The sequence below is a fragment of the Streptomyces sp. NPDC047042 genome, assembly GCF_040644035.1.
Taxonomy (GTDB): Bacteria; Actinomycetota; Actinomycetes; order Streptomycetales; family Streptomycetaceae; genus Streptomyces.
In genome coordinates, this window is sequence record NZ_JBEYVP010000030.1 from 24,311 (window position 1) to 45,775 (window position 21,465).

Here is a 21,465-nt window from a genome sequence, read left to right on the forward strand (position 1 = left end):
AGCCGTCGTGTTGGGCAGCAGGACCGGAGGCGGACGTGACGGCACCTGCGGCGACTGGACGTACGAACTCCTCGAGCAGCTGAGGCCGGCCGCCCGCGACATCAACGGGGTGACCACCTGGCTCGCCGGAGCCATCGAGGCGGAGGTGTCCCTCCACGACGTGACCGGCACCCTCCTCGCCGGAACCCGACTGCCCGCGGACGACGCCCTGGTGACGGACGTGGCCAGCGGCAGAATCGCTTCCGCCGCGGTGGACACCCCGGGACACCACGTCCGGCTGGTCGGACTCGGGCACCCCGACACCAAGGGCGTCCTCGGGGTGGCCCGTCGCCGGCCCTTCGACCGACGGGCCACCGACATCGTCGCCCGCTCCGTCTGGGTGCTCGAACTACTCCTGCGGGAACGCGAGACGGCCGGCGCCGTACGCCGCCTCGACCGGGCGACCGCCGACCTCAGGCTCGCCATCCTCCAGCTGCTGATGGTGGGCGACATCATCGCCGCCCGCCGGGTCGCCGCCGGCCTCTGGCCCGGCCTGTTCGACACCGACTCCGCCCGCGTCTACGTACTGGAGGGCCACGCCGCGCGACGCGACGACCTGGCCGATGACTGCCAGGCGGCGGCCGAGGGGCACGCGTTGATCGTCCGCTGCCCGGCCGTGGACGAGCACCTGATCGTCGTGGCGCCCATGGAACGCGGGCACGACCTGGCGGGCCCGGAGCTGCGCTCGGTCGTCGGCGGCCATCCCGACACGTTCATCGGCGGCAGCGTGGGGCAGAACCTGGCCCAGACGGCCACCGCCTACGGACAGGCCGTGAGCGCCCTCGCCGTGGCCCGCTTCCGCTCGGACAGAGCCGCCGTGTACGCGGAACGCACGCACCCCGAGCGGCTCATGAACCCGCCGGCGCTGCGCGGCTGGGCGGACCGGCTGCTCAGCCCGCTCGACGACCTGCCCCACCACACGCGCGCCGAACTCCTCGCCACCACCCGCCTCGGATTCTCCTTCACGGCCGTGAAGACGGCGATCATCCTCGGCGTCAGCCGCAACACCGTGCGGGCCCGGATGGAACGCGTGGAGGGCCTGCTCGAAGCCGACTTCTCGGACCTCACCACCCGGGCCGCCGTCCAACTGGCCCTGAACACCCAGGCAGCAGCCCCCGACGGACCGCGCCCGCCCGGGGCCCCGGCGGCCGGACTGACCGAACTGCTGCGTACGGAAGCCCTGGTGGCCTGGGCGGACGGCCTCCTCGGGCGTCTCGCCGGTGACACCCGCGACCTGCGGCGGACGGTCCGCACCTGGATCACCGCCGGCGGAAACGCCGAACGCACCGCACAGGTGCTCGGCATCCACGCGCAGACCGTGCGCGACCACGTACGCAGCGCGGAACCCGTCCTGGAACGCGAGCTCCTCGCCGGGGGCAGCGACCTGTACGAGGTCGTCCTCGCCCATCTGGCGCTCGGCGACCTCGACGAACCGGCGGTCGGCCGGGCGAAGCGGGACCATCAGGACGCGACTGTGCACGACTGAGTGTTCGGCGCACCGGAGAGGGCACGGGCGAGATACACATCGTGTCCGTACGGACGTAAGTTCACTTTTGCGGGCGCGGCGCGGCCGGCACGGGGGTGCGGCCGTTCCCCGCGCCCGCGATCACTTCCGCGTTCCGGGGTGCGAGTAGCCGACCGCTTTCGGGGCACTCGGCCGCCATGACTACCGCAGAAGCAGCAGACGCGGGACAGGTACTCGCCGCATCGAGCAACGTACTCAATGTGATCGCCGCCTTCGCCGGTGGCCTGATCGTCGTGGCCCTGCTGATCTGGGCCGTCCGGCTGGGAGTGCGGACCAAGGAGGCGGAGTCGCCCCCGCCCAGCCCCGACGAGCAGCCCAGGCTGCCGGAGTCGGGGCCCGTGCGCGAGGAGCGGGAGCAGCGCGCGCCCAACGAGGTGCCGCCCGCCACGGAAGAGAGCGAACGGCTCAACCCGCACAATCTCCATGCCTCCGGGACCAAACGGGGCGAAGACCAGACGCGTCCGCGCTGGTCGCCGGGCAACAGCGGATCCTTCGGCAGCGGTGGTTCGGGCCGTAAGTGACTCATGGAGCGGGTGGGCCCCCTTGATCGGCGTGACGTGCCCGAATCGCCGCTCAGGCGTCGAGGCCCGGCGTGCGGCCCCGGTCGCGTCGTGATCCGCTGTGAGGTCAAGGTCTACGACGACTGACCCGGTGGCGGTGCGATGTGCTGGAGTGCGACGGCGGATCTCGTGGCGGGCGTGGGCATCGCCGCCGTGGGCGTGGCGAGTGTGAGCGCCGTGGCCCGGACGGGCCGGGGCCGTGATCTGCCGCTGGCCGCGCTGCCCCTGCTCCTGGGGGCCCACCAGATCGTCGAGTCCCTGGTCTGGCGGGCGGACGGCGGCGCCGGTCCGGCGACCCTGGCTTGGGCCGTCATCGCCCTCCCGCTGCTCGCGCTGTGGGTGCCGGTAGCCGTCCTGAGCGCGGCACCCAGGACCGCGCGACGCCGCCTCCTGCTGCCGCTGGCCGCCGGCCTCGCGACGAGCACGGCACTCGCGTACAACCTGGCGACGCACCAGGTGACCGCGGACATCCGGGGCCACACAGTCGGGTACGCCGTCCATCTCTCCCACTCCGGACTGATCCTCGCGGGCTACCTGCTCGCGACGGTCGGCGCACTCCTCCTCTCCGGCGACCGCCGGCTGCTGCTGTTCGGGGTCCTGGCCGGTGTGGGCGCGCCGGTGTGCTGGGCGCTGTGGCGACTGGAGTTCGTGTCGACCTGGTGCGCCCTCGCCGCGCTCTGCTCCCTGGTCCTGCTGCACTGGGCGCGCGGTGCGCAAATGTGCCGTACTCCAGAGGTGGGGGACCGCGGTGTGGAGACATCGTGAAGGGGAAGTCGTAGAGGGAGAGAGGCGAACGGCGGAGGGGCGATGGATTCCACCACGACACTGATCCTGATCGCCGCGGCCCTCGCGGCAGCCGCGCTGGCCGTGGCGGCCACACTGCTGGTACGGCTGGTGCGCGCCCGCCGGGACCTGCGGCGCGCGGGCCTGCCCACCGGCCCGCGCTGGGTCTTCTGGGGCGCGGTCCTCTATCTGGTGCTCCCGACCGACCTCGTGCCCGACCCCGTCTACCTCGACGACATCGGCGTACTCCTGCTGGCGCTGCGCAGTCTGCGCGCGCAGGGCGGGCGGCAGCTCGACGGCGAACGATCGTCCGGCTGAGAAACGACGAGGGCCCGGCCCGCGGTGTTCCGCGGGCCGGGCCCTCGTCGTCGCTCGTGCTGTGTACCTGTGTACCTCTGTACCGCGGTGCTGCTTATGCCTCGCTGGCCCGGAGCATGTCCTCGCGCTCGACGATCTTCACGCGTTCGCGACCCTGGGGCTCGCCCAGAGCCTTCTCCGCGGCGTCCAGCCGGTGCCAGCCCTCCCAGGTGGTGAAGCGGACGTTCCGCTCGCCGAGGAAGGCGTCCACGGCCTCCGGCGCGGGCGAAGCGGGCTCGGGCAGACGGCCGTTCGTGTAGTCGTCCAGCAGATTGGCGACGGTCTCGTTGGCGTCGCCCTTCGTGTGCCCGATCAGCCCGACGGGGCCGCGCCGGATCCAGCCGGTGACGTACATCGACGTGAGGTGGTTGCCGGTCTCCTCGATCACCCGGCCGCCCTCGTCGGGGACGGTGCCCGACTCGACGTCCCAGGGCAGCTTGGGCAGCTTGTCGGAGAGGTAGCCGACCGCGCGGTAGACCGCTCCGAGGTCCCAGTCCTTGAACTCGCCGGTGCCCTTGACGTTGCCGGTGCCGTCCAGAGCGGTCCGTTCGGTCCGCAGGCCGACGACCTTGCCGTCCTCGCCGAGGATCTCGGTCGGCGACTCGAAGAAGTGCAGGAACAGCTTGTGCGGGCGGTCGCCGATGTCGCGGATCGCCCAGTTCTCCAGCGTCTTCGCGACCATGTCGGCCTGCTTGTTGCCGCGCCGGGTCGCGATCGAGCCCTCGTCGTAGTCGATGTCCTCGGGGTCGACGATGACCTCGATGTTGGGGGAGTGGTCCAGCTCGCGCAGCTCCATCGGGCTGAACTTGGCCTGCGCCGGGCCACGACGCCCGAAGACGTGCACCTCGAGCGCCTTGTTGGCCCCCAGGCCCTCATGGACGTTCGGCGGGATCTCGGTCGGCAGCAGTTCGTCCGCCGTCTTGGCCAGGATGCGTGCCACGTCGAGAGCGACGTTGCCGACTCCGAGGACCGCGACCTTCTCGGCCTCGAGCGGCCACGTACGCGGCACGTCCGGGTGGCCGTCGTACCAGGACACGAAGTCCGCCGCCCCGTACGAGCCCTCGAGCTCGATACCGGGTATGTCGAGCGCCCGGTCGGCGGTGGCGCCCGTCGAGAAGATCACCGCGTCGTAGAAGGCGCGCAGATCGTCCAGGCTGATGTCGCTCGGGTAGTCGACGTTGCCGAAGAGACGGATCTGCGGCTTGTCGAGCACCTGGTGCAGCGCCGTGATGATGCCCTTGATGCGGGGGTGGTCGGGGGCGACGCCGTACCGGATCAGCCCGAACGGGGCCGGCATCCGCTCGAACAGGTCGATGGACACGCCGGGCTCCGCGGCCACTGCGGATTTGAGCAACGCGTCGGCGGCGTAGATCCCGGCGGGGCCGGCTCCGACAATGGCCACCCGCAGAGGGCGAGGCATGATCAGGTTCCCTTCGAGCGATGACAAGATCTTCGAAGTGAAGCCTAAACTAAGGCAAGCCTAAGCTGGTACGGGGGTCGGGGTTATGAGCTCATAAAGTGGACTTATGGGCTTGGCTCGACGGTGGCGAGCCCGCCGCGTCAGGTGCGGATCATCGCGGGCGGTACGACTGCTGCTGCGACGGCGTGTGCGTCCGGCCCTCGGTGCCGCTGCTTCGCAGGTGCTCCGCCTGCTCCTTGGTCACCTTCTGTTCGACGCCGCAGAAGGTGCACTGTGTCGTGTACTTCGTGGAGAACGGGAACAGGGGCACGAAGAACAGCGTGAACTTCGTGACGCGCTTCCTGAGTGCGTGCGCCGACGGGTTTCCGCACTGCCCGCAGACCAGCGTGAGTATCGCGAGCTGGTACAGGTACCCCTTGGTGCCGAAGATGATCATGTCCAGGTCCCTCCCGGGTGAGCGCCCGCCGGTGCGGGGCTGCCGATGATACTGAGCGCGTCATGATGCCGTTGTGAGCGCGGATCCGCGGTCCGTCCGCCCCGCAGGCCCCTCAGAAGGGGGTAGTGGATCGTATACGTCCGGTTCATCGTGGTGCACATGACCGAACTGCAGACCTTCCAACTGCCCCTGACCGTCGACGGCGGCGACGCCGACCGCTTACTCGGCCAGGCGCTCGTCGCCGCCTGGCAGGCCGACGGCATCTTCCAGATCCTGGCCACCCCCGAACAGGACGCCGCCACCGCACGAGCCCTCGCCGCCTCCCGGGCCTTCGTGGCCCGCCCGTTGAAGGAGAAGGCCGGGCACGTCTCCGACGTCACCTACAGCGGATACGTCGCCTCCGGCGAGGAGGAGACGGCCGGGGAGAAGGACGGCTCGGAGATCTTCACCGTCTGCCCCGACATCCCCGAGGACGACCCCCGCGTCCTCGACAAGTGGCCCTGCCACGGACCCGCCCCCTGGCCGTCCGAGGACTACGCGGCGGCCATGAAGGACTACATGGCCGCCGTCGGCGACATCGGCCTGCGGCTGCTCCGACTGACCGCGCTGGGCCTCGGCCTGGACGACATGGAGCACTTCACACGACTCACGGAGGACGGCTGGCACCACATGAGGGTGCTGCGCTTCCCGCCGGCCGACGCCACCACCGAGCGCGGCATCGGCTCCCACACCGACTACGGTCTGCTCGTCATCGCGGCCCAGGACGAGGTCGGCGGCCTCTACATACGGCCGCCCGTCCCGGGCGAGACCCGGGGACGCAACTGGCTCCCCGAGGAGTCCATGGCGGGGCGCTACGAGAACGAGGACCCCTGGACCTTCGTGCCCCCGACCCCCTCGGTGTTCACCGTCTTCCCCGGCGACATCATGCAGTTCATCACCGGCGGGACGCTCCTCTCCACCCCGCACAAGGTGCGCCTGGCCGACCGTGAGCGGTTCACCATGGCGTACTTCCACGAGCCGTCCTTCCAGGCCGTGGCGCGCCCCCTGGACGCCCCCGACTCCGACGAGTTCATCCACTACGGGACGCACTTCACCAACATGTTCATGCGCTGCTACCCCGAGCGCTCCACCACCGCGCGGATCGAACAGGAGGACCGGCTGGCCGTCCTCGAGCGTCTCCGCAAGGAGGCCCTGACCTCTTGACCGACGCCTGGAGCCGCCCGGCGGCTGCCGGGCGGCTCCAGCGCGCGGCCGGTGACGAACCCTCCGCTCTCGGGCCCTCCGCGATCGGGTCCTCCGCTGTCAGGGCAACAGGCCCAGACGCCGGGCCGTCGTCACCGTCTCCAGCCGGGAGTGGCAGCCCAGCCTGCGCATCGCGCTGCGCAGATAGCTCTTCACCGTCTCGGCCCGCAGGCCGAGTTCATCCGCCACGTCCGTGTTGGTCCGCCCCAGCGCGACGCACGACAGCACGTCGAGTTCACGCGCCGACAGCGCCGGGGCCGGGGCCGGGGAGCGTCGGTCCGCCGGGGCTCCCGCGTCGGCCAGTCGGCCGCTCAGCGCGGCGACCCGGTCCCGCAGATCGGTGTCGGTGAGGTGCTGGGCGAGGACCCGCAGTTCGGCGTACGCCTCTCGAATCGTCTCCCAGCGGGGGGACGCCCCCAGCGGCGACCGCCCTTCGTCCCCCGGGGGCTCGTCGAGAGCGGTGAGACGGCGTCTCACCTCGTCGCGCACCGCCAGGTTCTGTTCCAGGGCGCGGGCGGTGTCCATGACGGCGTCGACGGTGCGGTCACCCAGCCCGACCGACTGGCGGACCGCCCCGTACATCACCGCCCGCACCGTCCGGTTCACCACGACGGGGGCCGCCACGACGGCACGGATGCCCTCCGCGGCGACCATGAGGTCGTAGTGATGGCTGATCTGCCGCGAGTTCGCGTAGTCGTTGACCGCGACGGGGCGGTGCAGAGCCACCGCCTTCCCGCCGAGCCCCATGCCGAAGCCGAGGGTCAGGCCCATGAGGGCTCTGGTCGAATTGCCGGCGAACTCGGTGAGCTGGGCGTGCCGCCCTCTGGTCACGACACCGCCGAAGGTGAGATCCACGCCGGCGGTGTGGCGTAACGCGTCGATGGAGCGTTTGAGCTGGCGGTCGTCGTCCGATGTGGGGGGTGGTTTCACTGTCATGCGTTTCCTCGGTCCGCGCGGGTCGACTCGACAGGTTATACAGGCGTACACCCCGTTCTTGGGAGCTGGAAGCGGCCTTCCCCTTTCACCACCATGAGGTAAAGCGGGCCGCCCGAGCTACCCCCGGATGAGGGAGGTGGGCGCGCGGGTTCGGGCAGCGGAGAGGGAATGTGACGTACCGTCAATTACCTTTGCCTGCACTCCTCTTGACGGCCAGGAAGCGCTTGCAGGACTGTTTGCCTCGCGACGGGGGACTCCGAGTGTCGGCCGGGTTCGGCCAGGTAGGGAGTCAGCCCGTGATGTTGCCGGCGGAAGACAGCGCAGAGGCCGCCGCCGCCCGAGCCGCCGTACTGGCGCTGCGCAGGGACAGCGGTCTGCCCGTCGCGGGGACGGCCTGGGTCGTCGGCCCGCGGCTGCTGCGGATCGGTGAGACCAGCGGCGCGAAGTCACCGCAACGCCGGGGGTTTCCCGTACCGGCGGGCACCGGTCTGCTCGGCAAGGTGCTGACGACACGTCGGCCGGTAGCCGTGAGCGACTACCGGTCGGCCCGGCAGATCACCCATCAGTACGACGCGTTCATCGCGGCGGAGGACGTACGGGCGATGGCGGCGGCGCCCGTGATCGTGGGAACCAGGGTGCGGGCCGCGCTCTTCGTGGGCTCGCGCGAAGCGCTACGACTGGGCGACCGCGTACTGACCGCGGTGGCGGAGGCGGCACGCGACCTCGAGCAGTTCCTCGCGTCCCACGAGCACGCGCACCGGCTACTCACGGAGGCCAGATCCGGACGGACCACCGCCACGCCCCACGGCACTGCGGCCCTGGCGCAGGTGCACGAAGTCCACACCGAGCTGCTGGAGTTGACGGCGACCATCGACGAGACCCACCTCAAGGAACGCTTCCACGAGGTGTGTTCCCTACTGGAGTCGGGCTGCTGCTCCGAACGGACGGCGGGCGAGGCGGCGGTGCGGCTGTCGCCGCGCGAACTCGACGTCCTGACCGCGGTGGCCGCCGGCTGCACCAACCTCGTCATCTGCGACCGGCTCGGCATCGGCCTGGAGACAGTGAAGGGCCACCTGCGCTCGGCGATGCGCAAACTCGGCACCAGAACCCGGCTCGAGGCCGTCACCGCCGCCCGCCGGGCGGGCCTGCTCGCGTAGAACCGGACTGGTCCCGCCCGGACAACCGCCGCCGCACACAGGCCCGTTGATGGCCGACGACCGTCAACTGACGACCGACGAACTCCCTACGCTCCGAACCGCGACGAGCCGAGCCGCACCTGGTGACCGACGAGGCTGATCTCGACGCCGTCCGCCGTGGCGCGCGCCGCTTCGAAGCCGACGCCCTCCGGCAGACCGACCCGCCAGTCCATCCCGGCCCGATCGACACCGGGGACCGTCAGGGAGAACTCGTCGCCCTGCGCCAGCAGCGTGCCCGTGGCGTCCAACGCCGTCCCGTCCACGGTGCCCGAGACCTTCACGCGTGCCGCCTGGCCGTTCGACCCCGGCGCCCGGGACACCTGAAGCGGGCCGCCGTGGCCCGCGAGCCGGGTCAGTACCTCGGACAGTTCCTTGTACGAGAGGGTCAGTGTGCCGGTGGCGAGGTTCGCCTCCGCGCTGCGCGCCGCCAGCGACGTCACCGTCACACCCCGCAGGTCAAGATGGAGCCGGTCGACGTTCAGATAGCCGCCCTGGGCGTTGTTCATGGTGTCTACGGTGAACCGGTTCGCGGTCAGCGACACGTGGTCGAAGTCCTGGCTCGCCACCTGGGTCAGGAAGGGAAAGCCCTCGATCGACACGTCCAGGTGGCCGTCGGTGGTGTTCCCGTAGCCGTACTTCTCCTTGGCGAGCTGCGCGGCCTCCTTGTCGGCGTAGTGCACGGCTATCCGGTCCACAGTCGTGAAGAGCGCGGCGAGCACCACGACCACGATCACCAGAACCTTCACCCATCGACGTCGCACGTCGATCCCCCCATGATGTGGCTAACTGAGTACATGGCCCTCACACGGAGGCCGGAGGAGACTCTAGGGCGCCGTTGGACATGAACAGGCGTCAGGTTGTTCAAAGCCACGTCAAGGACGCCCGGTTCGGCGGACCGGGCGCCCAGCGGCTCAGACGGCGTCCAGCTCGGCCGACTCCTCGGCGGACAGCACCAGATCCACGGCGGCCGCGGAGTCGCGGATGGTCTCCGGGCGGCTGGCGCCGGGGATCGGGACGACCACCGGTGACTTGGCGAGCATCCAGGCCAGGCACACGCGCTGCGGACTGACATCGTGCGCCGCGGCGATGCGGGCGAAGGGGGCGTACGCCGAACCGAGATCGCCGGCCCGGGCGATGCCGCCGAGCGGGCTCCAGGGCAGAAACGCGATGCCCAGCTCGTCGCACAGCCGCAGCTCCGGCTCGCTGGAGCGGAACGCCGGGGAAAACTGGTTCTGCACGGCGACCAGACGTCCGCCGAGGATCTCGTTCGCCAGCCGGATCTGCTCCGGATCGGCGTTGGAGATACCGGCCATACGGATCTTGCCCTCGTCCAGCAGTTCCCGGACCGCGCCGACCGACTCCGCGTAGGGGACCTTCGGGTCGGGGCGGTGGAACTGGTACAGCCCGATGGCCTCCACGCCCAGGCGGCGCACCGAGGCCTCGCACGCCTCCCTGATGTGCTCGGGGGAGCCGTCCAGGGTCCAACTGCCGTCACCGGGACGCAGATGACCGCCCTTCGTGGCGACCAGGACGTCCGCGCCGCGGTCGTGGGAGGCGAGCGCCTTGGCGATGAGGGTTTCGTTGTGGCCGACCTCGTCGGCGTGCAGATGGTAGGCGTCCGCCGTGTCGATCAGGGTCACGCCCGCGTCCAGTGCCGCGTGGATGGTGGCGAGGGACCGCGCCTCGTCCGGTCGTCCCTCGATCGACATGGGCATCCCGCCCAGACCGATCGCGCTGACCTCAACATCACCGATGCGTCGAGTGTGCATGTGCTCGTGGCCTCTTTCGGATGTCGCGAAACAGGGGTCGCGCCCCAGCCTTGCCTGCCGACGTCCAGAGGTCCAATAGAGGAATACGAACGCATTCAGTACTCGGGCAGCTGAATGCCTGTTCCGCCGCTGATAAAATGGGTGCACGCTTCGACACCGCCGGGGCCCGTACCGAGGGGTACGGGCCCCGGCGCATTGCGGGCGTCAGACCAGAAAGGCTCCTCATGAACGCCGAACCGCCGGCCCGCACAGTGCCGCAGGGCGAGCTCACCACCCCGGGGAAGGTGTCCCCGGGGCTGCCGCCGGCCGCGTCCTTCGGCGAGCTCGGACTGCCGTCGGGGCTCATGAAGACCTTGACGGGCCTCGGGGTGACGGAGCCCTTCCCCATCCAGGCGGCGACCCTGCCCAACGCGCTGGCAGGCCGCGATGTGCTGGGCCGTGCGCGCACCGGCTCCGGCAAGACGCTCGCCTTCGGGCTGGCGCTGCTCGCCCGGACGGCGGGCCGGCGCGCCGACTCCAAGCGGCCCCTCGCCCTGGTGCTGGTGCCGACCAGGGAACTCGCCCAGCAGGTCGGCGACGCGCTGACCCCGTACGCGCGGGCACTGGACGTACGACTGACGACGGTGGTCGGCGGGCTGTCGATCAACCGGCAGCAGGCGGAGCTGCGGGCCGGCGTCGAGGTGGTCATCGCCACGCCGGGACGGCTGACCGACCTGGTGTCGCGCCGGGACTGCGTCCTGAACCACGTGCGGATCACGGTGCTGGACGAGGCGGACCAGATGTGCGACCTGGGCTTCCTGCCACAGGTGTCGGACCTCATGGACCAGATCCCCGTCGACGGACAGCGGCTGCTGTTCTCGGCGACGCTCGACCGCAACGTGGACCAACTGGTGCGCGACCATCTGCACGACCCGGTACTCGCCACCGTCGACCGGCTGGCGGGCTCGGTCACCACGATGGAACACCACGTCCTGAACATCCACGCCGCCGACAAGTACGCGACCGCCACCGAGATCGCGGCGCGGGACGGCCGGGTGCTGATGTTCCTCGACACCAAGACCGGAGTGGACCAGTTCACCCGCCATCTGCGGGCCAGCGGGGTACGGGCCGGAGCCCTGCACAGCGGGAAGTCACAGCCCCAACGCACGCATACGCTCGGCCAGTTCAAGGACGGCGAGATCACCGTGCTGGTGGCCACCAACGTCGCCGCGCGGGGTATCCACATCGACGCGCTCGACCTCGTCGTCAACGTCGACCCGCCGGCCGACGCCAAGGACTACCTGCACCGCGGCGGGCGTACGGCCCGTGCGGGGGAGTCCGGCAAGGTGGTCACCCTGGTCACCCCCAACCAGCGGCGCGACGCCAACCGGATGATGACCGAGGCCGGGATCCGGCCCACGGTCGCGCAGGTGCGCTCCGGCGAGCAGAAGCTGACCGCCATCACCGGCGCGAAGCGCCCGCCGACCGAGACGAAGAGCAGCACCGGCAACGCCCCGTTCCGCGGTATCGGCACCCGCCCGGGCCGCCCCGCGAAGGAGTCCCGCAAGGCGGCGGAGGCCCGCAAGACGGCGGAAGCGCGTGCCGCGGCCCGGGTCCGAAAGGGCCGCTGAGGCCGGCGCCGCGATGATCAAGAAGTGGCGGTCGCGCGGATGACGTCCGCCAGCGGGGTGGCGGGGTGGCCGGTGAGGAAGGGCACCGCGTCGCTGACGCCGTCCAGCTGACCGGCCGCGATGGCCGTGTACGTGGACACCCAGGCGTCGAGCTGCCAGGGCGGCGCGCCGTAGGAGGCGCGCGAGGCGTAGGCCTCCTCGACCGTCTCGGGCCGGTACGTGATGTCGCGGCCGAGTACCTCGGACAGGATTCCGGCGGCCTCGTCCAGCGTCAGCGACTCGGGGCCGGTCAGGTCGTACACGGCACCGGTGTGGTCGCCGGGCCCGGCCAGGATCGCGGCCGCCGCGTCGGCGATGTCGTCCTGGGAGACGAAGGCGGCCCGCCCCTGCCCGGCCGGACCACGGATGACACCGTCCGCGCCGGCCAGCAGGGGGACGAAGTCCGCGTAGATGTTGTCGCGCAGGAACGTGTACGCCATCCCGCTGGTGCGGATGTGTTCCTCGGTGTGGAAGTGGTCGCGGGCCAGCGTGAAGGTCGCATAGGGCGCCGCGCCGAAGAAGGACACGTACACCAGGTGCTCGACACCCGCCTCGGCCGCGCTGTCCACGAAGGCCTTGTGCCGGTCGAGCCGGTCGGCGCTCTCGGACGCGGACACCATGAACACCGTCTTCGCGCCGCGGAGTCCATCGACGACGGCCTCGCGGTCGCCGAACTCGCCGCGGACCGCCGTGGCGTCGGGCAGCTCGGGCGCCCGGTCGGGGTCGCGCACCAGCAGTCGCTGGGCGACGCCCCGCTCGGCCAGGCGTCGGGCGACGCGTCCGCCGAGGTTTCCCGTGGCTCCGGTGACCACGACCGGGGGAGTGGACGATTCGGTGGGCTGTTCGGTCATGGCTGGCATCACTTCCGGTCGGGTCGGGGTGAGCGGCTCGGGCGGCGGAGCGCGCCGGGTGTATTGAAACCGGCGCGGATCCGCAGGACGGGCACGCGGGTACCGCTGGGCGCGTCGCGCGGTGACGGCGACCGCACGCCGGCCGTCAGAGGGCGAACGCCTCGGTCAGGCGCACGTCGTAGCCGTCCTCCTCCATGAGGACGACGGTGACGCCGAAGGGCGAGGGATGGTCGATCTCGAGCGGGATGAAGGAGTAGTCGACCGCTGCCCGCACCGGCGGGATCAGTTCGCCGCCCGGCTGCGCTTCGGGCGCGGGCAGCCACTGCGGTACGACCCCGTTCGAACGCTCGGCGGAGTCACCCGGGGTCTGCTCGGCGTAGGGGAAGCGGTGCAAGGTGTGGCCGTCCTTCGTGGCGTGCACCATGTTCAGGCACGGCGCCGGGTCGGCGGCCGGGAGTTCACAGACGGCGGCGACGTCCTGTGTCTCCCAGGCGAGGACGACCTCGTCGGCTCCGGCCGCCGCGGCGATGTTCGACAGCTGGGCGATGCCGGTGAGCGCGTCCTTGCCGGTCTCGACGGGACGCAGCCGGATCAGGCCGACCAGTTCACCGCGGACCAGCGGCATGATGACCGGGCGGGGCACCGCCCCTTCGCCCAGGCCGGCGGTGTACGCGTTCTTCATCGAGGCGGCCAGTGCGTCCCAGGTCTGCGTGTCCACGAACTTCCTCTCACCAACTGCATCTTCACGACTCGGGCGACCCTGTCACGCCGGCCGCCGTCGGCGCCAACCCGGACGGGAGCAGTGGCAGGAGCGGCCGGTCAGGAAGCGAACGCGGCACCCGCTCCAGGACGCCGCCCGCGAACACGTCGTACAGGGGCAGCGTCTCCAGGTGCACGTAGCCGATGTGGCAGTCGCACACGTCCAGGGGACACGGCCGGGGGCGCAGCGCCGCACGGTAGGAACCGTCGTACAGATTTCCCAGTTCCGCGGGGACGAAATGACAGCGGCGAACCGTCCCCTCACCGTCCACCGAGAGCACCGACTCACCCGTGCGGCACGGCAGACCCGCCGAGCGGTGCGGATGGCGGCTGTACGGGAAGAGCGGGTCCAGTGCGCTCCACTCATCGGCCTGCTCGTCGGTGTAGGTGTGCCCTTCGGCCGCGTTCACCCACAGATAGACGTGGTCCGGCAGCTCGGCGCGCAGCCGTCGCGTGTCCTCCAGATGTTCCGGTACGCCGACGATGCCCACGCTGAAGCGGATCCCGAGGGCGGACAGCTCGTGCGTCCTGGCCAGGAACCGTTCGTAGGGCGTCTGCCCGGGATGGTAGGTGCACCACAGGGCGACCGTGTCGCGGTCCGCGTCCGCCAGCCAGCCGGTGCGGCAGCTGAGGTTGGTCTGGATGGCGACCCGGCGGATGTGCGGCTGATGGGAGAGCTCCACGAGCGCGCGCCGGTACCAGGAGCGGACCAGCCCCTCGCCCCACGGGGTGAACAGCACCGACAGCCTGTCCTCCCGCTGCTCGCCCGCCCACGCCGTGAACCGCTCGAGTGCCGCGCGGTCGGCGCGCAGTTGCGCCGTGGTGTCGCGGCGCTTCGCGAACGGGCAGTAGGGGCAGTCGTAGTCGCAGGAGGAGAGCGGCCCGCGGTACAGCAGCGTCAGATCCACGGCGCGCCCCTCACTTCGTCTCGTAGGCGGCCATGGCCTCGCGCACGTCCGGTGAGAAGAACTCGGGGCCGATGGCGTCGGAGTGAGCCAGCCCCTCGGCGGACAGCCGCAGCCGGTCGGCCGGACCGTCGTCGAGCCAGCCACGGGCGGCGAGGGTGTCCAGCTCGGCGGGGAAGTCGTCGCCGGGCCGGGTACCGAACCGCAGGCGGTACTCCGCGACGGACAGCCCCTCCGCCTGGAGCAGCGACTGCAGCAGATGGCGCCGCCGTGCCTCGTCCTCGTCGACCCAGCGACCGTGCAGCGCGCGGGAGAAGTCCTCGGTGGCGGTGTAGTCGTCGATGATGCCGCGTATCTCCCGCATGGAGACGGCGTAGTCGAAGGAGTAGTGCAGCCGGGAGGTGTACGAGCGGGCCCCGCACCCGAGGCCGATCATGCCGTCGGTCTGGCAGGCGTAGTCGTCCGGTCCCTGCGGTGGCGCGTCCGAGCGCCGGAACATGCGCATCGACACCTGCTCGTAGCCGTGGGAGAGAAGGTGGTCGCGGCCCTCCCGGTAGCGGCGCAGGCGCTGTTCGTCCCACTCCCGGTCGGCCGCCAGGGGGTCGGTGTGGCGGCCGAGGCCGGTGAGCGGCCGGATGTAGAGGGGGTAGAGGTAGATCTCCTCGGGGCGCCAGGCGAGGGCCGCGTCCAGGGAGCAGCGCCAACTGGCCGCCGTCTGCCCGTCGATGCCGTAGATGAGGTCGATGTTGAGGACGGGCACGCCCGCCTCGCGGATACGGGCCAGCGCCGCCTCGACATCGGACCTGTGCTGGGGGCGTACGGCGGCCCGCGCCTCCTCCTCGACGAAGCTCTGCACACCGAGGCTGAGGCGGGTGGCGCCCCGCTCGGCCAGCACCGCCAGCCGGTCGGCGGTGGCCGTGCCCGGCGACGCCTCCACGGACAGCGGGACGGCCCGCAGGTCCACGCCCATCTCCCGCTCGGCGATGTCGCACAGCCGCTCCAGCTCCGCCGCCTCCAGGAAGGTTGGAGTGCCCCCGCCGAACGCGGCGTTGGCGAACCTCGGAGGTTCCTCGTCGCCCAGGGCCTCGCGGACGGCGGCGGCCTGACGCCGCAGGGCGTCCAGGTAACGTCCCGTCAGGCCGTCCGGCGCGCCGATCCGGGTGAACAGGTTGCAGAAGCCGCAGCGGACCTCGCAGAACGGAATGTGCAGGTACAGCGACAGGGCTTGGCGGGACTCCCCGGCCCACAGGTCTGCGAGGCGAGGCTTGTCGGGCAGCTCGCCGTAGGCGGTCTTGTGCGGGTACGCGTACGTATAGCTCTGGTAGGGCCGAGGCAGGTCCACAGCGGGGTCCACCAAGGGGAGGGTCGTGCTCATACGGACGGCTCCAGGAAGAAGTGGCCGTAGGGCACGGTCCACACGGATTCATGGCCGAGGCGGTGACCGGTGTGGCCGTCGTCCCCGTAGGCGGTGCCGTGGTCGGAGCAGACGATGGCGAAGCAGCGGCGGCGTGAACTCATCGCCGCGAACAGTCGCCCGACGTGACGGTCTATGTACTCCAGCGCGGCGGCGTGGGTGAGTCGGCTGTCGCCCGCCTCGCGGGTCGCACCGGGAAGGTGGAACCAGTTCGGCTGGTGCAGTGCCGAGGCGTTGAGGAAGAGGAACAGCCGCTGTTCGGGCGGCAGTTCGGCCACTGTCCGCTCGGCGCGAGCGACCTGTGCCTCGAAGGAGGTCGGGGAGGCCACCGAGAACTCCGGCTCCCAGTGGCTCTCCTGGAAGAACCCGGGCAGTACGCCGCCCAGGGCGCCCTGCTTGTTGAAGAAGCCGACGCCGCCGATGCACACCGTGCGGTAGCCGTGCGCGGCCAGACCGGACACCAGGTCCGGGGTGTCGAAGACGTACGTGCCGTCCGCTGTCGTCTCGCTGCCCGCGAACCGGGCCGCGAACAGACGCGGATGCGGACCCGGTGTCGCCGGGGTGGGCAGGAAGCCCGCGAACATCGCCTGGTGGGAGGCGTAGGTGAAGCTGCCCGGCGCGTGCCGCTTCTCCCAGGTGCCGCCTGGCAGGTGCGCGGTCAGGTTGGGCAGCCGTCCGGCGGCGGCGAGTTCGACGGCCACATCGTGGCGGAGGGTGTCCAGGGTGAGGAGGAGCAGGTCGTCGCGGCCCACCACCTGGTTCATGTCCGGCTCGGCGGCCGGGGCGGGAAGGGGCTCAGACGGTGGCATGCAGTTCCTTCGGCAACTCGGGTGGTGCGGGTGCGGGTGCCTGTGCTTGTGCGGTGGGCCGTGCGGACGGCCCCCGTGTGTCCGGGAGGGGGCCGGGCAGGAAGGAGGGGGCCGCCGCGACCTGCGCGGCGTACGTGTCCAGGCCCTCCGCCCCGCTGCCCGGGAGGCCGGTGAGGCGGGGGAGGAGGTCGCCGAAGGCGTTGACCTCGCCGACGGCGAAGCGGCGCCAGCCGATGGCGGGCAGCAGATCGACACCGACGCACAGGGTGCCGGGGAAGCAGGCGGCGGCCCGCTCACTCGTTTCGAGCGCCGCCGCCCAACGTTCACCGGCCAGCGCCCGTACGGCCGCCAGATCGCCGCGCGCCCCGCCCAGATGAAGGTTCGTCAGCGGGGAACGGCTCGTGCGGACCACGGCGTGGGTGGCCCGGCCGCCCACGACCACAACCCGCAGATCCGCCGACCGGCCGCCGAGCGAGGCCTTCGGCAGCCACCGCTCGATGTGCAGCCCGTCCGGGGCGAGCGTGTCGACGATCTCGGCGATCTCCCGCTCCTCGGTGTAGCGGCGCACCCGCAGGGAGTTGTGGAGCCGGCCCTGTTCGGCCCGCTCCACGGACGTGGTCGCGCGCATACGGCCCGAGCCGGTCGTCTCGATCGCCAGCACACCGGACGCGGAGGAACCGTGCGCGAGCTTGACGAAGACCCGCCGCAGGCCCGCCTCCTCCATGAGACGCCGTACGTCCGTCCAGTCCCGCACGGGCGGCACGCCTCCGGAGGTCGGGGACGGCGGCACCGGCACGCCCGCCCGGAGAAGCCGGTCGTGACACAGCCGCTTGTCGAACATCACCGCAAGCTCGGCCGGGTCGTCGAGCCGTCTCCCGCCGCGCAACGAGGCCACGCACTCCAGGAAGCGGCCGTACCAGCGCGCGGACCCCTCAACCCGCGTCGGATCGTCCACCCCACGCAACAGGGCGTCCACCCGCGGGTCCTCCCCCGGAGAGTCGAGGCGCACCAGCTCGTCGGCGGCGAACTCGTGCCCGCCCTCCCGCAGTACATCCCGCCACTCGACCACGCGAGGCGTGCCGTGACCTGCTGCCTCGGCCGCCGCGACGAACAGGCCCACGCGGCGGTTGTCCCCGTTGGCGACCACCGCCCACCTCGGCGAGGCGCCCCCGCCCCCGTCCCCGGTGCACCGCATGCCGCTCACCCTCACCTTCCCCCCTGACTGCCTCGGTCTGCCTCGGTCCGCCTCGTACCTATGCCGGCGTGCTACTCGCCCACGGCGACGAAACGCCAGACGGTGCCGTCGTCGTCCTCGTCGTCATCGGCGTCGTCGCGGTCGGTGTCGACCTCCACACCGGCCGGCTCCAGCGTCTCCAGCAGCCGGGTGCACAGTGCCTGACTGACGTAGTGGTGATGCAGGTCGAGCTTCTTCAGATGGGTCAACGGCTGACCGGTCAGCAGCGCCGTCGCACCCTCGTCGGTGAGCACGCCCATCGAGACGTCCAGCACCTCCAGGCGGGCCACCACCGGGGCGGAGGCGAGCGCCGTACAGATGGCGTCCTGGATCTCGCTGTTGCGCAGCGCGAGACGGGTCAGGCTCGGCAGCCTGGTGCCCGCGAGGATCGGCTCCAGGTCGGCGACGTCGGCGTCGCCCCCGTACTCGGACGTGCCCAGCCACAGGTCGAGTTCGACGAGGGCGGGCAGATCGCTGGCCGCGATGGCGCGCACCACCGCGGCGGGCATGCCGCCGGTCTCCACCGTCAGGCTGCGCAGCCGCTCGTGGCGGAACGCGGACAGGACCAGCTCGTTGCCCCCGCGGACCCCGAACTCCTCCAGGTCGGGAAAGGCCTCCAGCAGGGGAGTGACGTCGCCCTGGTTGATCCAGGAGATCTCGCACTCCTCCGACAGGATGTCGGCCAGGAACAGACCGCGCAGGGCGGGCAGTCGGTCGCGGGCCGCCAGCAGTGCCCCGATCACGGCGTCGGGCCCGGTGTCGTACGCGTCGCTCCACGCGCCGACGATCAGTGCGCGGACCCGCTCGGTGTCGACGGCCTTCAGGAAGCGGGCGAAGGCTTCCTCCCACTCCTCCTCGGACTCGTAGGAGTCCACGGCGATCCGCCAGGCGACGGACTCGGGCGACGGGAAGACGGACACGTCCGCCGACGTGTCACCGGCGTCGGGAAACGTGAAGGCCGGCAGGCCGTGGAACTCCTCGAGGTGGTTACCGAGTGTCATACGTGTGCCTGCTCCCTGATGCTGCGGCCGGTGGATCGGCGGTGGTGTCGCCCGGCCCGGCGCGCGCCGATCGCGTCCGGGTAGAGGAGTTCTACCAAGCCCCACTGACAACGCCGCGAACGGGGGCCTCCGGGCCGCCGACCCGCCCGGCCCCGGCGGGCCGTGACCGGCCGTCAGGACCGATTGTCAGTGCCCGCCTCTACGGTCGTTCTATGGCACTCGACGTGCCACTACGGGAGGGAGACCCATGTACCGGCAAGGAGACGTTCTGATCGTGGCGCTGGCCGAGGAGGCGGTGCCGGAGTACGCGATCGACGCGGCGTCGGAGCCGCGTGACGGCCGCGGCAGACTCGTCCTGGCACTCGGCGAAGTCACCGGCCACGCCCACGCGGTGGCCGGTCCGGGACGGCTGATCCGCGAGGCCGGCGTGTTCGGGCCGATGCTGCTGCACGTACCCGAGGGAGCGCGTGTCGTGCACGAGGAGCACGCGGCGATCACGATCCCGAAGGGCTGGTACCGGGTGATCCGGCAGCGGGAGTACGTGCCGGGTTCGGTGCGCGTCGTCGCCGACTGACACCATCCGTCCGCACGGGCGGGGCAGGACACGGGCGGCACCGGGGATGCGGCCCGGCACACCACAGCACTTGGAGAGGAACGGCGTTGACGGATCAGGGCAGTTGGCGGGCGGCGGCGGCAGCGACGGGACCGGGGGAGCGGGCGGCGGCCGAGGAGGGCGTGCGACTCGCCTACCGGCTGGCGGGACTGCCGGAACCCGAGCGCATCGTCTGGGCGCGCTCGCCCCGCGAGGCGGTACGGATACTCATGACGGCGACGCTGCCGGACGGTTCGCCGCTGGGCTCCCTCGGCCGCGGGGTCCGCGAGGCCGTGCTGGGCGCGCCCTGGGCCGCCGAACGCGAGCGGCTGCACGCCCGATTGGGGCCGGAGCGGTGGAGCGGGCACTGGCGGGCCACGGGAGCGAGCCTGTGGGAGTCGACCCGCACCCTGGTCGACCGGGTCCGGGCGGGAATCGTCGAGGAACTCGCCGCCGACCGCAAGGAGGAGACACAGGTCCGCCTGCTTCTCCTGGACGCCGCGCTGGGTCAGCACGACTCCGCCTGGCTGTGCGCGTTCGCATCCGGCGACGACAGCCCCCTGGCCGGCCTGGCCGCCGTGGCGCGCGAAGCCGGCTGGTGGTGGCCCTACGAGAAGACGGCGATCGTCAGCGAGCGCCCCCTGACCCTGCACCGCGACGAGGCGGGCCGTCTGGACCGCGGCGACGGGCCGGCGCTCGGTTACGCGGACGGATTCGAGCTGTACGCCTGGCGTGGCATGCCCGTTCCCCGGGACTTCCTGGACGAGCTGACCACGCTGACCCCGGAGCGGATCCGCGACGAGGAGAACGCCGAACTCCGCCGGGTGATGCTGGAGTTCTACGGCTACGACCGCTACCTGGAGGAGTCGGGCGCGAAACCCGTCCATCGTGACGAGACGGGAGTGCTGTGGCGCGTCGAACTCGCCGGTGACGAGGACGTGGTGATGGTCGAGGTCGTCAACTCCACCCCGGAACCGGACGGCACGAGCCGCACCTACTGGCTGCGCGTGCCGCCCACGACCCGCACGGCCCACGAGGGAGTGGCCTGGACGTTCGGAATCACCGCGGAGGCGTACGAGCCGCTGCGGCAGACATGAGCCGGCTCTAGGGACAGGCCTAGGCCTGCTCCAGCTTCTTGATCTGGGCGGAGACCAGTTCACCCGGTACCTCGGCGGCGGATCCGGTGCCGCTCGCCGTGTAGAACAGGACGACTGTGGCGCCGCTGCGCACGACCACGAAGGCGTCCGAGGAGCCGCCCCGGGTCTGCATTTCGAAGGCGACGGCTTCGTCGCCCGCGTCGGGTGCGGTGGCCGCCTTCACGGTGGTGCGGGCGGGTACACCCCCCTCGTAGGCGGTGCACGCCTGCACAGCGGTGCGCAGGCCGTCGAGAACGTCCTTCGCGCCGGCCTGGTCGTACGCCATCAGACCGATGGTGGTGCCCGAGCCTGCCGACGAGCCGGAGGTGGCGTAGGCGAGGAGGCCGAGGAACTGCTTCGGCGCCGGCTTCGGCGAGGCGGTGCGCATGTTCTCGAGCGGCTGGCAGGCGGCGGGCCGGGCGGTGCCACCGCCGGCGGGCTTCGCGGGGAAGTCGGCGATCTGGAAGCCGTCCACCTCGGTGGCGGACAGCGCCGCGGACTTCAGCTCGGTGGCGCCGAGCGGTTCGGCGGGAGTCTCGGACGCCTGGGCGGGCGACGCCGTCGGCACATCCGCGTCCGGGTCCGTCGACGCGGAAGCGGACACCGACGGAGACTCGGAGGGGGAGGCCGTGGTGTCGGAAGCGCTGTCGCCCCCGCCCCCGCAGCCTGCCAGCAGAACCGCTGCAAAGACAAACGCCGCCAACTTGTACTGACTGCTGGGCACTTGGTGACTCCCCCATCGTCATTCCGGCCGAAGGGGTCATCATTACTTCATACGTGTGTCCATTGGATCGTTTTACCGATACGTGATCATTGGGTGCGTTGCTGTCCCGCCATGAACGACATCTCCGG

General features: G+C 71.3%; 22 protein-coding genes. 9 read left to right on the forward strand and 13 right to left on the reverse strand.

Translation table 11 applies throughout. From position 1 onward, the window contains the following. The first annotated feature begins 7 nt into the window (after positions 1-7). The 4 genes from ABZ855_RS31460 (at position 8) to ABZ855_RS31475 (ending at position 3,225) form a co-directional block, all read left to right on the forward strand. A complete protein-coding gene (locus ABZ855_RS31460) occupies positions 8-1,525 on the forward strand; it encodes a helix-turn-helix domain-containing protein (protein ID WP_360812633.1) in 1,518 nt (505 codons plus the stop codon). Positions 1,526-1,701: 176 nt separating this feature from the next. Beyond that, entirely contained in the window at positions 1,702-2,085 is a 384-nt protein-coding gene (locus ABZ855_RS31465) for a DUF6479 family protein (RefSeq protein WP_360812635.1), read from the forward strand. Positions 2,086-2,226: 141 nt separating this feature from the next. Then, positions 2,227-2,889, forward strand: a complete 663-nt coding sequence (locus ABZ855_RS31470) for a DUF6629 family protein (protein WP_360812637.1) — start codon at positions 2,227-2,229, stop codon at positions 2,887-2,889. Between the two features lie 42 nt (positions 2,890-2,931). Continuing rightward, the gene (locus tag ABZ855_RS31475; RefSeq protein WP_360812639.1) at positions 2,932-3,225 is read left to right on the forward strand and encodes a YkvA family protein; all 294 of its coding nucleotides are present in this window, start codon (positions 2,932-2,934) and stop codon (positions 3,223-3,225) included. 94 nt (positions 3,226-3,319) lie between these two features. Here ABZ855_RS31475 and ABZ855_RS31480 read toward each other — a convergent pair whose 3' ends face one another. Continuing rightward, positions 3,320-4,684: an FAD-dependent oxidoreductase gene (locus ABZ855_RS31480; protein WP_360812640.1), complete on the reverse strand. Its 1,365-nt coding sequence runs from the start codon at positions 4,682-4,684 to the stop codon at positions 3,320-3,322. A gap of 151 nt (positions 4,685-4,835) precedes the next feature. Continuing rightward, complete coding sequence (locus ABZ855_RS31485) at positions 4,836-5,120, reverse strand: zinc-ribbon domain-containing protein (RefSeq protein WP_319210594.1); 285 nt, start codon at positions 5,118-5,120, stop codon at positions 4,836-4,838. A 159-nt stretch (positions 5,121-5,279) separates the two neighbouring features. On the opposite strand from ABZ855_RS31485, the gene ABZ855_RS31490 reads away from it, so the two are divergent. Continuing rightward, positions 5,280-6,323, forward strand: a complete 1,044-nt coding sequence (locus ABZ855_RS31490) for a 2-oxoglutarate and iron-dependent oxygenase domain-containing protein (protein ID WP_360812643.1) — start codon at positions 5,280-5,282, stop codon at positions 6,321-6,323. A 99-nt stretch (positions 6,324-6,422) separates the two neighbouring features. On the opposite strand, the gene ABZ855_RS31495 is transcribed toward ABZ855_RS31490, so the two are convergent. Next, the gene (locus ABZ855_RS31495; RefSeq protein WP_360812645.1) at positions 6,423-7,298 is read right to left on the reverse strand and encodes a LuxR C-terminal-related transcriptional regulator; all 876 of its coding nucleotides are present in this window, start codon (positions 7,296-7,298) and stop codon (positions 6,423-6,425) included. 299 nt (positions 7,299-7,597) lie between these two features. Between ABZ855_RS31495 and ABZ855_RS31500 the strand changes: the two genes are divergently transcribed. After that, the gene (locus tag ABZ855_RS31500; RefSeq protein ID WP_360812647.1) at positions 7,598-8,455 is read left to right on the forward strand and encodes a LuxR C-terminal-related transcriptional regulator; all 858 of its coding nucleotides are present in this window, start codon (positions 7,598-7,600) and stop codon (positions 8,453-8,455) included. A gap of 86 nt (positions 8,456-8,541) precedes the next feature. Here ABZ855_RS31500 and ABZ855_RS31505 read toward each other — a convergent pair whose 3' ends face one another. Together ABZ855_RS31505 and ABZ855_RS31510 are read right to left on the reverse strand one after the other, a co-directional pair. Beyond that, on the reverse strand, positions 8,542-9,255 hold the full coding sequence (locus tag ABZ855_RS31505; RefSeq protein WP_360812649.1) for a DUF2993 domain-containing protein: 714 nt from the start codon (positions 9,253-9,255) through the stop codon (positions 8,542-8,544). 150 nt (positions 9,256-9,405) lie between these two features. Continuing rightward, a complete protein-coding gene (locus tag ABZ855_RS31510; protein WP_360812651.1) occupies positions 9,406-10,263 on the reverse strand; it encodes an aldo/keto reductase in 858 nt (285 codons plus the stop codon). 224 nt (positions 10,264-10,487) lie between these two features. Between ABZ855_RS31510 and ABZ855_RS31515 the strand changes: the two genes are divergently transcribed. Next, entirely contained in the window at positions 10,488-11,873 is a 1,386-nt protein-coding gene (locus ABZ855_RS31515) for a DEAD/DEAH box helicase (protein WP_360812652.1), read from the forward strand. Between the two features lie 17 nt (positions 11,874-11,890). On the opposite strand, the gene ABZ855_RS31520 is transcribed toward ABZ855_RS31515, so the two are convergent. From ABZ855_RS31520 to ABZ855_RS31550, 7 genes are all read right to left on the reverse strand, one after another. Next, entirely contained in the window at positions 11,891-12,772 is an 882-nt protein-coding gene (locus ABZ855_RS31520; RefSeq protein WP_360812654.1) for an SDR family oxidoreductase, read from the reverse strand. A 136-nt stretch (positions 12,773-12,908) separates the two neighbouring features. Next, a complete protein-coding gene (locus ABZ855_RS31525) occupies positions 12,909-13,481 on the reverse strand; it encodes a hypothetical protein (RefSeq protein ID WP_360812656.1) in 573 nt (190 codons plus the stop codon). 25 nt (positions 13,482-13,506) lie between these two features. After that, entirely contained in the window at positions 13,507-14,430 is a 924-nt protein-coding gene (locus ABZ855_RS31530; protein ID WP_360812658.1) for an STM4011 family radical SAM protein, read from the reverse strand. Positions 14,431-14,440: 10 nt separating this feature from the next. Next, positions 14,441-15,802, reverse strand: coding sequence for an STM4012 family radical SAM protein (locus ABZ855_RS31535; protein WP_360812660.1), 1,362 nt, complete (start codon positions 15,800-15,802; stop codon positions 14,441-14,443). Next, positions 15,799-16,605 carry an STM4013/SEN3800 family hydrolase gene (locus ABZ855_RS31540; protein ID WP_360812808.1) on the reverse strand — a complete coding sequence of 269 codons (807 nt, stop codon included), beginning with the start codon at positions 16,603-16,605 and terminating at the stop codon, positions 15,799-15,801. Before ABZ855_RS31540 ends, ABZ855_RS31535 begins: the two co-directional genes overlap by 4 nt. Positions 16,606-16,636: 31 nt before the next feature. Next, positions 16,637-17,845 (reverse strand): STM4014 family protein, encoded by a 1,209-nt coding sequence (locus ABZ855_RS31545; RefSeq protein ID WP_360812810.1) that lies wholly within the window; start codon positions 17,843-17,845, stop codon positions 16,637-16,639. A gap of 71 nt (positions 17,846-17,916) precedes the next feature. Further along, positions 17,917-18,885 carry an STM4015 family protein gene (locus ABZ855_RS31550; protein ID WP_360812662.1) on the reverse strand — a complete coding sequence of 323 codons (969 nt, stop codon included), beginning with the start codon at positions 18,883-18,885 and terminating at the stop codon, positions 17,917-17,919. A gap of 247 nt (positions 18,886-19,132) precedes the next feature. Here ABZ855_RS31550 and ABZ855_RS31555 point away from each other — a divergent pair, with 247 nt between their 5' ends. Beyond that, positions 19,133-19,459, forward strand: a complete 327-nt coding sequence (locus ABZ855_RS31555; protein WP_319210619.1) for a hypothetical protein — start codon at positions 19,133-19,135, stop codon at positions 19,457-19,459. Positions 19,460-19,545: 86 nt separating this feature from the next. Beyond that, positions 19,546-20,574: a DUF6745 domain-containing protein gene (locus ABZ855_RS31560; protein ID WP_360812664.1), complete on the forward strand. Its 1,029-nt coding sequence runs from the start codon at positions 19,546-19,548 to the stop codon at positions 20,572-20,574. 19 nt (positions 20,575-20,593) lie between these two features. On the opposite strand, the gene ABZ855_RS31565 is transcribed toward ABZ855_RS31560, so the two are convergent. Then, on the reverse strand, positions 20,594-21,217 hold the full coding sequence (locus ABZ855_RS31565) for a hypothetical protein (protein ID WP_360812666.1): 624 nt from the start codon (positions 21,215-21,217) through the stop codon (positions 20,594-20,596). Between the last annotated feature and the right edge of the window lie 248 nt (positions 21,218-21,465).